Origin of the sequence: Bacillus sp. 220_BSPC (genome assembly GCF_001054655.1) — a bacterium.
In the GTDB taxonomy this organism is placed as follows: domain Bacteria; phylum Bacillota; class Bacilli; order Bacillales; family DSM-1321; genus Peribacillus; species Peribacillus frigoritolerans.
On sequence record NZ_JVPL01000320.1, the window covers coordinates 18,079 to 32,536 of the forward strand.

11 protein-coding genes are annotated in these 14,458 nt (G+C 37.3%); 1 reads left to right on the forward strand and 10 read right to left on the reverse strand.

Annotation, left to right across the window (positions count from 1 at the left end):
* Positions 1-39: 39 nt before the first annotated feature.
* From ADA55_RS26670 to ADA55_RS30190, 3 genes are all read right to left on the reverse strand, one after another.
* A complete protein-coding gene (locus ADA55_RS26670) occupies positions 40-957 on the reverse strand; it encodes a class II fructose-bisphosphate aldolase (protein ID WP_048689625.1) in 918 nt (305 codons plus the stop codon).
* A 300-nt stretch (positions 958-1,257) separates the two neighbouring features.
* Positions 1,258-2,562, reverse strand: a complete 1,305-nt coding sequence (locus ADA55_RS26675; protein WP_048689630.1) for an MFS transporter — start codon at positions 2,560-2,562, stop codon at positions 1,258-1,260.
* 1,058 nt (positions 2,563-3,620) lie between these two features.
* Entirely contained in the window at positions 3,621-3,761 is a 141-nt protein-coding gene (locus ADA55_RS30190; RefSeq protein ID WP_153246179.1) for a hypothetical protein, read from the reverse strand.
* A gap of 593 nt (positions 3,762-4,354) precedes the next feature.
* On the opposite strand from ADA55_RS30190, the gene ADA55_RS26690 reads away from it, so the two are divergent.
* The gene (locus ADA55_RS26690; RefSeq protein ID WP_048689638.1) at positions 4,355-5,578 is read left to right on the forward strand and encodes a chromate transporter; all 1,224 of its coding nucleotides are present in this window, start codon (positions 4,355-4,357) and stop codon (positions 5,576-5,578) included.
* A gap of 482 nt (positions 5,579-6,060) precedes the next feature.
* Here the strand turns inward: ADA55_RS26690 and ADA55_RS26695 are convergent, their stop codons facing one another.
* The 7 genes from ADA55_RS26695 to ADA55_RS26725 all read right to left on the reverse strand — a co-directional run bounded on the left by ADA55_RS26695 (position 6,061) and on the right by ADA55_RS26725 (position 14,433).
* Positions 6,061-6,960, reverse strand: a complete 900-nt coding sequence (locus ADA55_RS26695) for a carbon-nitrogen hydrolase (protein WP_048689900.1) — start codon at positions 6,958-6,960, stop codon at positions 6,061-6,063.
* 34 nt (positions 6,961-6,994) lie between these two features.
* On the reverse strand, positions 6,995-8,620 hold the full coding sequence (locus ADA55_RS26700) for an amidohydrolase (protein WP_048689642.1): 1,626 nt from the start codon (positions 8,618-8,620) through the stop codon (positions 6,995-6,997).
* Positions 8,621-8,647: 27 nt separating this feature from the next.
* Complete coding sequence (locus ADA55_RS26705; RefSeq protein WP_048689647.1) at positions 8,648-10,003, reverse strand: APC family permease; 1,356 nt, start codon at positions 10,001-10,003, stop codon at positions 8,648-8,650.
* A gap of 502 nt (positions 10,004-10,505) precedes the next feature.
* On the reverse strand, positions 10,506-11,849 hold the full coding sequence (locus ADA55_RS26710; protein WP_226990554.1) for an MFS transporter: 1,344 nt from the start codon (positions 11,847-11,849) through the stop codon (positions 10,506-10,508).
* A gap of 375 nt (positions 11,850-12,224) precedes the next feature.
* Entirely contained in the window at positions 12,225-13,004 is a 780-nt protein-coding gene (locus ADA55_RS26715; protein ID WP_048689651.1) for an IclR family transcriptional regulator, read from the reverse strand.
* A gap of 146 nt (positions 13,005-13,150) precedes the next feature.
* The gene (locus ADA55_RS26720) at positions 13,151-13,612 is read right to left on the reverse strand and encodes a flavin reductase family protein (protein ID WP_048689908.1); all 462 of its coding nucleotides are present in this window, start codon (positions 13,610-13,612) and stop codon (positions 13,151-13,153) included.
* Positions 13,612-14,433 (reverse strand): FAD synthetase family protein, encoded by an 822-nt coding sequence (locus tag ADA55_RS26725; RefSeq protein ID WP_048689654.1) that lies wholly within the window; start codon positions 14,431-14,433, stop codon positions 13,612-13,614. Before ADA55_RS26725 ends, ADA55_RS26720 begins: the two co-directional genes overlap by 1 nt.
* Between the last annotated feature and the right edge of the window lie 25 nt (positions 14,434-14,458).

Below are 14,458 nucleotides of genomic sequence, written 5' to 3' on the forward strand. Positions count from 1 at the left end.
ATATGGGGTACTGTTCAAAGGTTGGTATCATATTACTTCTTAAACATAGTAAGAAGCACTATCACTACTTATTAAAAAGTTTTCAATTTTTTCTTTTACTACGTTCTGAACTGCGTTTTGGACTAAAGTCACTGTTTCAGTCGGTAGTTCCGACCACTCTTTTTCTGTAACATGATTTTCTCGATCAAGAGTTTTTATCATCATATGTTCTAAATCTGTTGCAATATTCACTTTACTGATTCCACCATTAGGAATTTGAATTGCATTCTTTATCATCTCTGAAGGAGTGCCTGAACCGCCATGTAACACTAAAGGTACAGATGTTAAAGCACGAATCTCCATTAAGCGTTCAATATCAATTTTTGGATCTTTAACGAGATAAACCCCATGTGAAGTTCCGACAGAAACCGCTAATGCATCAATACAGGTCTCTTCAACAAACTGTTTTGCTTCACCAGGCTCTGTAAATAACTCTTCATCAACGTCGGTTTCAATAAAGTCGGTTGTCCCTATCTTGCCTAATTCAGCTTCTACAGTTACGCCTTTTGAATGTGCATACTCAACAACCTTTTTTGTTATCTCAATATTTTTCTTAAATGGTTGCTCCGATGCATCAATCATAACGGATGTAAAACCAACTTCGATGGCTTCAGCAATTACATTGAAATCCTTCGTATGATCTAAATGTAACACAGCAGGGATCGTAATATTCTCCTCTTGGATCACACGATAAAACTCTCGGCTAAATTCCGCTAAATTAATTCCATATCGTTCCTGCTCCCTCTCAGAAGTTTGAACAATAACCGCAGATTTCTTTTCTTGGGCAGCTCTAAGTATAGGAGCTATCATCTTTGTAGCTCTTGGGGTAAACGAACCGACAGCAAATTGATTTTGCGTAGCTACTGCAAGTACCTTTGTTAATGCCCTAACATTGTTTGGTTTTAAATTTACTTTCATTCATTCAAACTCCCTTAAAGATGATTTAACTTATTTCGTTCATTCACGCCCTTACGTTACCTAATAAGCAACGGTGTTCCATTTTAATTTTAAATACTTTTCTGAAAATCCCAACATTCTTCCCCTCTTTCTTACCCACTATCTGAAAAAAAGCGTCTGTATTTCAATGTACGAGGATTCGGCATCTGACAGCCTCTTATCAACAAGGGTTTTCTAAATATAATCCTATTACCATGTAAAAAAACATTCTCAACAAAGATAAATGAATCCATTTACTTACTGATAAATTGGCAATTCAAATTAAGCCTCTATCATTTTCTCTGCATTCACCGAATCTTCTTTTTCGGTATCATTGCCAATCGTTAGGGCGATGATTGCTGCTATAATGATGGCTGCAATCATTAATATGAAAGATGAATTGTAAGAACCACCGCTGCTTTCAATCATATATCCCATTAAAAACGGGGCGATAAATCCTGCAATTGATCCGAAACAGTTAACAGTAGATGAGCCTGCAGCCATTATTTTCGCAGGCAGTGTGTCAACTACCAGACCCCAGAATGCTCCTTGAGCCAAGAACATGAAGAAGGCTGCAACACATTGATACGTAATGACCATTGCAGTGGAAGAAGCTTGAAGCATTAATAATAATGCCAACCCACCAATTACAGCATTAGGGATGAACACCCATTTTCTCTTTCCTTTTACTTTATCTGACAAGTACCCACCAAGAACAATGGAGACTGTACCTACTAAATACGGTAAGGCACTGAAAATGCCAGTATCCATTAAAGAAAGCCCTCTAACATTTATCAGATAAGATGGGAGCCAAGAAGTGAAGCCCCAGAAAGTAATATCAAAGAAGAACCAAATAAGCGCCATTTGCCATAAAATTGGTTTTCTTAAAAGTTCCTTAAAGGAAACTCCTGATTTCTTTTCTTCTTTCGATTTTTCAGTATCAATGTCTTCCTCTAATTCTGCAAGCTCTTCTTTCGTCATTTTAGGATGATCTTTCGGATTATCCTTGAATTTAAACCAGATATACAGGCCGAGTATAATGCCCGGAATACCCATTACGATAAACACTGTACGCCATCCAAATGCCCCAATAATTGCTGCAGCAGCAATAACAGCAATAGCCGGTCCCAACGTATTAACTGTTGACTGAATTCCTGTAGCTGTCCCGCGTTGCTTACTGGGAAAATAATTAGCTATCCCTTTGTAAGCAGCACCTGGTAAACATGCCTCACCTAAACCGAATACAAATCGAATGAGTAACATAAGTGGATAAGAAAAAATCAAACCAGTCAATGATGTGAAAATTGACCACCAAACAATCGCAATGCTCATCACACGACGAAAGCCAAATTTATCTGATAACATCCCGCCCGGAATTTGGAACAGCGCATACCCCGCAAAGAAAATACTTAACAGTAAACCTTGAGCTGTAGCCGTTAAATTAAGATCTTCACCAATATAAGGCAATGCAATAGTGGTAACCATTCGATCCAGGAAAGAAAACAGCCAACATAACCATAATACGAATAAGACAGTATAACGAACTTTCCATTTAGATTTCTTTTTCAGCTGAAGTTGTTTGTTCATTAAACAAAAACCTCCTCATGTAAAGTTGTGCCTTTTCTAAACTAGGTACGATGTTACAGTCTAAAACACGGGACATTACCAACTGACAAGGTTTATATAAGCGCTTACATTTCTTCCATACCAAAAAATAAATCATTAGCATATTTACATCGCATAACTTTTATTGCTGTAAACTAATTTTATTACATATTATTTCCCGTCCAATGAAGCACTTCAAATCAACTTACTCACCCCCTTATAAATAGATTTGAAGAATATTAAAACTGAAGATGTTTAATCGGCACTCATAGTTTCTCAATAAGCAACATCGTTTCTTACTATAACCAAAAAAATTTGTATAAAAAGAATGATTAGTTATGTCGAAATGTATAACAATCATTGCACTGATTCATGATGTTTTAAGGTAATATGTAAGAAGGCGTCGTTTAATGTTTCAAATTCCCGTAGACTGTATTCCCTACATAAATCCTTTAATCCTTCATTATTGGTTTTTCGTTGTTTATTAGGGAACAGAGTTTCACCATAATTCCAATAACATCTTATTTATAATATTCTTACCTGAAATGAATTCTAACATGCGTATGAACTCATTTCAAGAAAATTCTGAATTTTATATTTTCACCCACTCTTTTACTAATAATGTAAAAGTGATTGATATTTTATTGTTTTGGTTTTATAAGAGCAGATGCAGTTTATAAAACACCAGCAATTACAAGCTGCCTATTTAACAAAGAAACCATAATGGCTTTATCCTATACACGTCCTCGAACAAAAGAAGGTTCTTTCGCAAACATGACCATGAATACGATGAACATATTGATAGTAACCTTTCTCTTCGGGCGAGCTATTAAAGTGCTCAACAACAAATAAAGAGGGCCATCGCGAGTATAAATCGCCAAAACATATCTGTGCAACTGCCGAGTTATCCTATTAATTAAAAATAAGCTCTTAAAACACATGACAAAACCCCACCTGTTCATAGCAACTGGTGGGGTTTCTAACTGGCTTCTACATCTACATCAACCGGGAGGTCCATCTTTGCAATCACGTCCTTTCGTTTAAACGGCTAATTTACTGTATTCATCCAACTGATCTTTAGTTAAATTTTTGATGAAATGGTCAATGTTTATTGACTCGATTTCATACCTTTCACAAATCTTTAAATAACTTTCATAAGCTTTATCATAAATGTTCATCATCTAGATTCCTCCTTCTGTTATATAACAATAAATTTAACTTATTAATAATATATAACAACCTTAATTTCCCGTCAATGCATTTTTCTGAAAATTCGGTAAGAATTTCATTCTCTTAGTATTTCCCATATTGTTCTTAGCTAACCGTCTCACTTAACAAAAAAAAGAGTACGCTAAGTGTTAAATACCTCATCTTTTTAAATACTGCTTTTTTTCTCCAAAAGAAAAGAAGCTGCTGATCAGCTTCCGGTAATGAACTTCATTATGGATTTACCTAAACACTAAAAGTTGTAGACGTTTCAACTTTTTGATAAACAAGATTAACTTGAGAAAATATTAAGAGTGTGTAAATTAATTGTTGGAATTAGAAACTAAATATGTCTAAATAGTATACTTCATTATAATAATCGATTTTGGTCTTTGGATGTTCGAAGAACTAAAATGCCATGGATAAACCGTCAATTCAGGTACTTTATACACAATGGAATCTGATGGACTTTTAATAAATGAGGAACGAAACGTCGATGGGAAAATAAGAAAATTATTTATTCGACCACTGAAAAAGGAAATATTTATGGAAGCCGGAAAGAAAGCTTATGAACTTAAATAATAGGAGGACTATTTTAGTGGATCAAAACAAAACAAACAGAAGTTTTAAGTCACTGATTGAAATACTATTAGTTTCAACAAGGCTTGGTTTAACATCGTTTGGTGGGCCAATAGCACATTTAAGTTACTTTCATGATGAGTATGTTAGACGAAGAAAATGGATGGATGAAAAAAGCTATGCTGATTTAGTTGCTTTGTGTCAATTCTTGCCTGGTCCAGCTAGCAGTCAGGTTGGAATTGGAGTCGGAGTTATGCGGGGAGGTTTCTTCGGTGGAATTTTAGCTTTCCTTGGTTTTACACTGCCTTCGGTGATAGCGTTAGTAATATTAGCATCATTTTTCAAAGGAATGGATGTTTCAAATGCAGGCTGGATCCACGGATTAAAAATAGTAGCAGTAGCAGTAGTTGCACACGCCATTTTGGGGATGTCAAAAAATTTAACTCCAGATATAAAGAGAAAGACAATTGCATTAATAGCCTTGGTTGGGACCTTGATTTGGCAGACTGCCTATGTGCAAGTTGGTATTATTATACTGGCCGCATTTATTGGTTTTCTAATTTATAAACAACACGACGAAAGTTATGAATCTACCGTTCATTTTCCGATTTCGCGTGGTATCGGTTTTGTTAGTTTAGTTTTATTTTTCGGATTACTGTTTCTACTTCCAATTTTACGAGAGGTTACTTCATCAAATTGGATTGCTCTGTTTGACAGCTTTTATCGGTCTGGTTCTTTAGTGTTTGGTGGTGGACATGTAGTCTTGCCATTGCTTGAACGTGAATTTGTCCCTACTGGATGGCTAGAGAAAGAGGCATTTCTTGCCGGGTATGGTGCAACACAAGCTGTACCGGGTCCGTTATTTACGTTTGCAGCGTACATAGGTGCCGTGATAAATGGATGGCAAGGTGGCTTATTAGCAACAATTGCTATTTTCTTACCTGCATTTCTTCTTATACTAGGGACATTGCCATTTTGGGACACATTACGCCGTAATCCTAAAGTTAAAGGGGCATTAATGGGAGTTAATGCAGCAGTTGTAGGCATCTTGATTGCGGCTTTTTATAATCCCATTTGGACCAGCTCCATCTCAGCTCCTATAGACTTTGCTTTTGCTGCCATCTTATTTAGTATGCTTGTGTACTGGAAATTGCCTGCTTGGTTTATAGTGATAATCGGTGCTACTGGAGGCTCACTTATGACGCTAATTTGAATCGAGGTAGTTTATCCATTTACCGTTTCACCCTTTATTGACACATTTTTATCTCATTCATTCTATTTTATTTTAAATTTTGAAAAAGCTGCTTGTAAAAACAAAAACGCTATACCTTTAAAGGCATAACTCACAGTTGGCAAAAAAGAAATAACAGGTAGTCCCACCTGCTATTTCTTTTAAATATATTCCGCTATAATCGACTGAACTCCATTATTTCCATTGCATAATTTGTTACGCAGTTAGCAGAAACGGTTATTATTTTACTAATGTATTCGCCTGAACATAAACAACGTGTCCACCAACAATCGTTCGTTTAAATTTCAGGCGAAGTATACCAAATTTTGAGAAGAAGGATTGCACAGCCTTAATTACGATGTGGTAAGCGTAAAATAAGACAGCAATCCCTACTTTTTAAAAACAGAATTAGCTTGATGGGTACGGACCTCCCAAGAGAAAACACATGCATTACTTTTTAATGACTATCTAAACAGCGCTTTGTTTGTTCCCTTTTTTGAAGGGGATGGGGTCGGTAGTATTTCTTTTTGTAATATAGGGCCGTATGTATCGACACGACGGTCTCTAAAGAATTGCAGAATTTTTCTAGTCTCTTCTATTTCTTTTAAATCAATTTCTTGGACAATAATTCCTTCTTCCTCATCAAGTGAAGCTAAAATATTCCCGAATGTATCGCTAATGAATGAACCGCCGTAAAAATTCATGTCCTTTTCCTGGCCCACTCGATTTGTCGCAGCAACAAATACACCATTAGAAATGCCATGAGCGGAAATTGCCTTTTCCCAGGATGATCTTGTTGATATCTCGGGATGATCTGGCTCTGAACCAATAGCAGAAGGATAGAATAATATTTCTGCACCTTGTAAGCTCAAAATTCGGGCAACTTCTGGATACCACTCATCCCAGCAAATCCCAACTCCTATTTTTCCATAAGCCGTTTCATAGACAGGATATCCAGTATTGCCTGGAACGAAATAATATTTTTCATGATACTGGGGACCATCCGGAATATGATTTTTTCTTGTAATCCCTAAACATTCCCCATCAGCATCAAATACAGCTGCACTATTAAAATAAATACCAGCACCTGCTCTTTCGTAAAAAGGGACAATCAAGACAATGGCCAATTCCTTAGCTAATTCACCCATTGCGGCCAATGTACCACTATCTACATCTTCTGCTAAATCATAATTTTTCACGCTAACCGTTTGCGGAAAATATTGCGAAGAAAATAATTCCTGTAAGCAAACGATTTGTGCACCTTTATTTACTGTTTCTTTTATTTTCTCTATCGTTTTTTGAATATTTTCAGCAATGAATTCTCCGCAATGAATTTGAATTAGCCCAACTTTCACTTTTGACATTTTCTCACTACCTTCCTTTTTATCATTTTTTATCTTATACAGTTGTGATGACCTGGTTTTCATATACGATCTTTCCATCCATGATCGTCATCTTCACTTCTGTTTCAAGAATTTCCTCTGTTGATATGCTAAATAAATTTTTATTTAATACTGCGATATCCGCTATCTTCCCTGCTTCCAATGTGCCTAATTCCTTTTCCCTGAAAGACCCGAATGCCGGTGTAGCCGTGTAATACTTTAACGCTTGTGCTAATGTTACTCCTTCCGACTCTTGCCACGCCTTCCCGGTTAGATCTTTTCTCGTGATTGCCTGATAAATGCCCATCATGGGATTTAGGGGCACTACAGGAAAATCTGTACCAAAGGCAATTTTTGCACCAGTATCCACGAGTGTTTTGATAGGATAATAGAGTGGTTGTTGTTTTTCACTGATTCTGGCCGTATATGCCTCACTTTCCATTAATTCAATATGTTTAGGTTGAAATGAGGCGATTACATTTAATTCCTTAAAGCGATGAACATCGTCTGGATGCAATACCTCCACATGTTCAATGACATGTCTGGCATCTCTTACCCCATTTACGTTTCTCGCTTCTTCAAATGCATCCAATGCTAAGCGGACAGCACCGTTACCAATAGCATGGAAACGAATTTGAAATTTTTCCTTATCTGCCTTTTTTACTAATTGTTTAATTGTTTCAGCTGGATAGGTGGTCCCGCCTTTTGTTTCAGGACGGTCTTTGTAATGATCCAATAAAAAAGCAGTATGACTAGTCACGACACCATCTATAAATTGTTTTAATCCAGAAAAGGTAAGCTTGTCTGACTGATAATTTTTTTGTAATTCCTTGGCGGGAGCTACATCCATTTTTAACTCCGGCGAAAAGTGAATTCTGGTTGTTAGTAACCCTTCTCTCTCAAATTCCTTAAAAATTTCAAGGTCGTCTAATGGATTCGGAGCAATTTTAGCTCCGTATAAATCATTAACGGATGTGATTCCCAACCTTTTTGTTTCATTAAGAAAATCTTGGAATAGGTTTACACGTTTTTCTTTCGGCAATTTGTATGCATGTTCTGATGCATACCCAATTGCCTGTTCAAATAGAAGGCCTGTCAGTTCCCCATTTTCATCTTTTCCAATTTCTCCATATTCCGGATCTGGGGTATCCTTCGTTAATTGGATCATTTCCATCGCTTTACTATTGATCCATGCGTAATGCACTTCTGCATTGAATAATAAAACGGGACGATCACAAATATATTTATCCAGTGTTGTTCTATGTGGCAGCACTTTATTCTTCCAATTGGTATGATCCCAGCCAACACCGAATATCCACTCATCATTTGGTCTCGTTTCTGCAAATTCGGCTACTATTTTGGCTGCATCTTCTTCTGAAGCTGCATCAAATAATTTGGCACTATCCTTCTGTAAAATGCTTCCCATCATAATGTGCATATGAAAATCATGAAATCCCGGAATGATCAGCCCCTCTTCGAAGTCATACACCTTTGTTTGATCTCCAAGGAATGACATTATATCTTCTTTAGAACCGATTTTAATCATTTTATTATCTTTAATAGCGATAGCTGCCTGTATAGGCTCATCTTGTAATCCAGTAAAAACATGTTGACCAGAAAGAATGATGTCTGCATTTACCATTATTATCCTCCTTGATGCATAAAGCTTTTATGCTTTAATTTCTTTTTCAATCGCACTATCAATGGAAAGCTCTGGCGGCCGCTTACTAAACATTTTCGTATTTGAAAGCAGCATGATGACACCTATTCCGAACCACCCTAGTCCGAGTAAGAGTGCCTTTGAATCAAGACTGGTCCATAACCAAATTGTGAAGCTCGTACCAATCAGCGGCAATATTAGGTATTTCAATGCATTAATTCCGTTTCGCTGTTTTTCTCTAATAAAATAATGGGAAATAACCGAGAGATTGACAAATGTAAATGCAACAAGCGCCCCAAAGTTAATAAAGGATGATGCTGTCACTAAATCAACAAATAAAGCAGATAAAGCAAAAATACCAACTAAGATGATGTTGTGTGTTGGAGTTTGAAATTTTGGATGAATTTGACCAAATATTTTCTTTGGAAGAACTCCATCTCTCCCCATCGCATACAAAAGCCGCGAAACACTTGCATGAGCTGATAAACCGGAAGCCAGCCCACCGGTAATGTATCCTGCTAGAAAAATAGATTGAAATAAATGACCCCCGATGTACATGGCAATTTCCAAGGATGCGGAATCTGGATCTTTAAAGGCTTGGAAATTTGGGTAAACAAGGTGACTGATGTATGAGATGGTGACAAACAGACCTCCTCCTATTAATGCGACGAGGAAAATGGCCTTTGGTATCATTTTTTTAGGATTAATGGTCTCCTCCGAAAATGTGGTAACAGCGTCAAATCCTAAAAAAGATAAACATAAAATGGAGGATCCTGCCAATACTAAAGATAGCGGTATATCGCCATTCACGAATGGAGAACTCATGAATAATGTTCCTGAACCCATTCCGTTAAGTACCCCTTTAATCGAGAGGAATGTAAATATAACGATTATTAAAAATTGAAAGGCAACTAATAATAGATTTATTTTTGTTGCTATTTTCACTCCAATTATATTTACAGCGGTGATTAAAATGACAAAGGCAATTAACCAGACGGAAAAAGGAACGGATGGAAAATACGCGTTTAAGTAAATGGCGATCAATAATCCATTGATCATTGGCAAAAATAAATAGTCCAATAGGATGACCCATCCCACTAAGAATCCAAGGTGAGGATTAAGGGCCTTTTGAGTAAATGTATAAGCAGAACCGGCAACAGGGTAGGCCTTGACCATTTGACCATAACTATAGGCTGTAAACAACATACCAACCAAAGCTATGATATAAGCAGCCGGCACCATCCCTTTCGTTATTTCCGCAACAACTCCATAAGTAGAAAAAACTGTTGTAGGTGCCATATAGGCCAATCCAAATAGCACTAAAGGAAATACTGTTAACGAACGTTTTAACTTTGCATTCTCCATGTATCACTCCACCCTTATTCGTGATTAATTAACTTATATGCAAATACCATACCAAGTGGGGATTAATCGTATTTTTCCAACAATTTCAATATACAGATTATTCGGTTAATTAAAAGGTTTATGCAATTCTACATCAATTATTTAATATTGCATAATCAGTCGTCCAGTGACGGGATATGGCGACCCATTATTCAATACTTTTCTTCTTCAGCTAGCCGTCCTCGGCGCCCACTATCGGATATGTAAGAAATATCTATTCATTAGGTCATATATTAATGGAAAAAAATTAGCTGGGCCGTTTATTATTTTACTAATGCCCTCGCCGAACAGAGTCTACGTGTTCATAGCACATTAATGGTACCTTCTGCCGCAAACACTTCAAGGGACTTCAATTAAAGAGAGCGATATCTGAAGGCTTCCCTACCTCAGCCGCTCTCCATTAACTGTGAAAACGTCACCATTTTTAAAGATCAATCTATTTCCCTCTTAGTAAGACAATCCATTACCCGCTTATTTGATTATCTGTATCCTTATCATCTAGTGTCCTTTTTTCAGAGAAAGGGTTACTTTCACTTTGACTATTGCGGACAAATAATACTGAGATAAGAGATGCGATACAAAGAAATACTAAAAATGAAGCAAGCGGAATCCAAGAATTATTGTAGGCGCCCACTAATATAGTCGCAATCATTGGGGCCGTTCCACCAAATAATGCAGAGCCTGTTTGATAACCAAGCGTTATTCCTGTATAACCAACATTCGTACTAAACATTTCAGTAAACATTGTCCCGATAGTCGCCGCAATTGGAGGCCAAAGTATTCCTAAGCCCACTATTGAAATAACGTATAACCAGGGAGTGGATTGTAAGGAAAATAAATAAAAGTATGGAAAAGCAAAAAGAGTTATTCCGATGGTACCAATAAGAAAAACACGTTTACGACCAATTTTATCAGATAACATTCCCATAAATGGCATGCAAATCGCTGTAACGACTGTTGCCACCGTAACTACATTTAAAGCTGTAGTCCTTGAAAAACCTTGTGTTTCCGTAGCATAGGATATGAAAAATGTAGAAAATAAATAGAACGGGCCCACTTCAACACATTTTGCACCTAAAGAAATCAATACCGCTCTCCAATGATATCGCAGTGTCTCAAAGAGTGGGATTTTTACGACGTTTCCTTTTTCTATCTCTTCTTTGAAGGCCGATGTTTCCTCAATCCCTTTTCTTATCCAAATACCAATAACAACCAAAATCGCACTTAGGACAAATGGCACTCTCCATCCCCATGATAGAAATTGTGATTCTGGAAGTAAACTCATTAATGAAATGGAAAATGTCCCAAGTAACATCCCAAGAGGGATACCCATTGCAGGAAAGCTTCCAAAAAAGCCACGTCTTTCTTTAGGCGCAGATTCAACCGCCAGGAGTATCGCTCCCCCCCATTCTCCGCCAAGCCCGATACCTTGAACGAGACGAAAGAAAACAAGGAGAATTGGTGCCCAAAGCCCTATCATGCTATATGTTGGAAGAAGTCCAATACAGACGGTAGAAACTCCCATTAATAAAAGTGAAAGCACGAGAGTATTTTTCCTGCCAAACTTGTCTCCCAAATGACTAAATACAAGCCCTCCAAGAGGTCGTATAAAAAAAGTGATGCCAAATGATGCATAAGCAAGCAATAAACTTACAAACGGATCATCATTAGGAAAATACAGTTTATTAAATACAAGTGCAGCAACGGTTCCATAAAGAAAGAAATCATAAAATTCAATGGTACTGCCAAGTAAACTCGCTAATAATATCTTTTTTGATTTCTTGTCCAGTTTCTTTTTCCCACTCAATTTAACACACCTCCGGATTAGTTACTTTCCTGGATGTGGATTCTTGGATGTGGATGGCTTGCTGATTATTAATAGAAGGTTAAAGGTGCACCATCATTAATGAAGAACTAGGTTACTTCCTGATATAGAGAGTCTGACCTCCTGCCATTCGCTTACTTTGCTCCTTATATGCGAGGTCAAATTCTACCCCTTTCCCCTTCTTTAGTTTTGCCTGTAAGATACATCGTCATCAGCTGGAATATCCAGTTAATGAGCGCCCAAATCCATAAGTATTATGTATAATGTATTGTGTATACACAATACATTATACAAAGCCGTCAATAAGGGCAATAATCGTTCTTGTGAAAAAGCATAAAGACTATCGGAATTGATCTCTCAACCGTGGACATATTCAGCTTCATTATCGGCATATCCAAATTCCCGTGAAATCTCGAGGGCTGCACTCTTCACTTTTTCAACCAATGGAGGCAACAACTCGTTTCGGTAACCCACCTCAAGACCAGTAACACTGATCCCCGCAATGATATAACCTTTGTCATTAAAAATAGGAGCGGCTACTGCAGATATATAATTTTCAAGTTCCGAGTGACTGACCGTATATCCCGTTTTCCGAGATTCTTCTAGAAGAATCCGAAGTCTCTCTTTATCAGTGATCGTTCCAGAAGCAATCGACTTCAGTTCGATTTGCTCTAAATATTGTTCGCGCTCATACTGCGGCTGAAAAGCGAGAATGACACGAGAACACGCTCCGGCATAAAGCGGAGTTCTCCGGCCAATTGCCGTATTAAGCCTAACACGCTGTTTTGTATCCAGTCTTTCGATATAGATGGCCTCTTTGCCATCTTGTACGACGAGATTAACAGCTTCCCCTACCTTGTCATGCAGTTTTTGCATTATCGGCAAAGCTACCTGCCGAATATCAAGCCGTTCGGCTACCAAATGGCCGAACTGAAGAAATAACAGGCCAAGTGAATATTTTCCATCTCTCCCCTTATCGAGAAGACCCATCTCTTCAAGTGACATGACCATTCGATAAACAGATGTTTTCGGTATCCCTGAAATATTTGCGATTTCATTTAAACTTAACATTGAATGCGTAAAAAAAAGATTAAGGATTTCCATTGATCTGACGGCCGTCTTATTTTTGCTTTGCATGAGTTTCCCCTCCTAAACAAAACAAGACCCTCTCAAGAAAGCTTTACAGTCTATTAAGGAACCAGTAAGCTCCACGTTCGGATTCGTAACTTTTCAACATAACTTTAATGATCAAACTTAAATAATAATTTTCCGCCTTAAACAGCTTAGCTGAGTATTTTGCCGTATTTCCCTTCATAAAAGGCCAGTGGTGCCCCTTCGCTAATGACGAGTTCAGTTACTTCTCCAATAAAGAGTGTGTGGTCCCCAGCTATTTGTTTACTATGGACCTTACATACGATGTTTGCTAAAGCATTTTTTATTACTGGGAGTTCATTTATCCAGCCAAATTGAATCTGACGGTTTTCTTTAATCTGCCCCGCAAAGTGCATGGATAACTCTTTTTGAGCTTCTGACAATATATTTACAGCAAACTTTCCAGATTCATTAATTTTATCTAGCATTCTGGCTTTTTCGCCTATGGATATTAAAACCAATCTTGGATTAAGGGAAACCGACATAAATGCATTCGCCGTCATACCATGTACTTCATCTTCTAAATATGTTGTAAGTACTGTTACGCCTGTTGCAAATTTCCCCATAGCGTTTCTAAAATTTCTATCATCCATCATTTTATAACCTCCTTAAAATTTGAACTATACTCAGGCATTGACCCAAAGGGTATCTTGTTTAAGAATTTAACTGTCAACTCTTCGGCAACACCTCCCTTCAGCATTTCTATAATTTGACCGCTTATTTCATCATTCCTCTTGCTGGACCCATATCTTATAAATAACCCCTGACAAGCTTTGTTCCCGTTTTTGATTTCTACACGATATACACCTGGTGCTGGCAGGATATACTTATTTTCAATATGAATTTCCGATTTTTTCTTTTTCTCATGTTTATGTCTATTTGAAATATAAACAAAGCCTTTAACTTCTAATTGATGTCCCATATAGTAAGGTACAAGGTGGACATCTCCGTCCCTTACTATTTTTCTAATTAAAGTTGAACTTATTTTTTCTCCATTATGTGCCTGTTTTGAAATGACGGTTACATCAAAGGCGTTGTTTTTACTCACTTTTTGCAAATAATCAACATTACCCTGAGCTTTATTTCCAAAGGTAAAGTCGAATCCTACCACTATATGTTTAGCTTGAAGACCTAAAACATATTGTTTAATAAAATCGGATGGCTGTAAGGAAGCCAATGATAAATTAAACTTTATGACAAAAAGCTTGTCCACTCCAAAAGCAGCCATTCTTTCAATCTTTAAAGCTAGGGGAGTTAAATACCGCAAATCTTTCTCCCATTTGATTACTTCATTTGGATGTGGATCGAAGGTCATTGCCGTGAATTTAAGCTTGTTCTTTTCGGCTATTCTCTTGGTTTGCTTTAACAAGGATTGATGACCTAAATGAACACCGTCAAAAAAACCTAATGCCATTACGTGGGGCTCCCTTGGATATAGG

What these genes read in the sequence shown, in the direction of transcription:
- ADA55_RS26670 (WP_048689625.1), bottom strand. Translation starts at nt 957, where the DNA reads ATGAAAGTAAATTTAAAACCAAACAATGTTAGGGCATTAACAAAGGTA.
- ADA55_RS26675 (WP_048689630.1), bottom strand. Translation starts at nt 2,562, where the DNA reads ATGAACAAACAACTTCAGCTGAAAAAGAAATCTAAATGGAAAGTTCGT.
- ADA55_RS30190 (WP_153246179.1), bottom strand. Translation starts at nt 3,761, where the DNA reads ATGATGAACATTTATGATAAAGCTTATGAAAGTTATTTAAAGATTTGT.
- ADA55_RS26690 (WP_048689638.1), top strand. Translation starts at nt 4,355, where the DNA reads ATGAACTTAAATAATAGGAGGACTATTTTAGTGGATCAAAACAAAACA.
- ADA55_RS26695 (WP_048689900.1), bottom strand. Translation starts at nt 6,960, where the DNA reads ATGTCAAAAGTGAAAGTTGGGCTAATTCAAATTCATTGCGGAGAATTC.
- ADA55_RS26700 (WP_048689642.1), bottom strand. Translation starts at nt 8,620, where the DNA reads ATGGTAAATGCAGACATCATTCTTTCTGGTCAACATGTTTTTACTGGA.
- ADA55_RS26705 (WP_048689647.1), bottom strand. Translation starts at nt 10,003, where the DNA reads ATGGAGAATGCAAAGTTAAAACGTTCGTTAACAGTATTTCCTTTAGTG.
- ADA55_RS26715 (WP_048689651.1), bottom strand. Translation starts at nt 13,004, where the DNA reads ATGCAAAGCAAAAATAAGACGGCCGTCAGATCAATGGAAATCCTTAAT.
- ADA55_RS26720 (WP_048689908.1), bottom strand. Translation starts at nt 13,612, where the DNA reads ATGGATGATAGAAATTTTAGAAACGCTATGGGGAAATTTGCAACAGGC.
- ADA55_RS26725 (WP_048689654.1), bottom strand. Translation starts at nt 14,433, where the DNA reads ATGGCATTAGGTTTTTTTGACGGTGTTCATTTAGGTCATCAATCCTTG.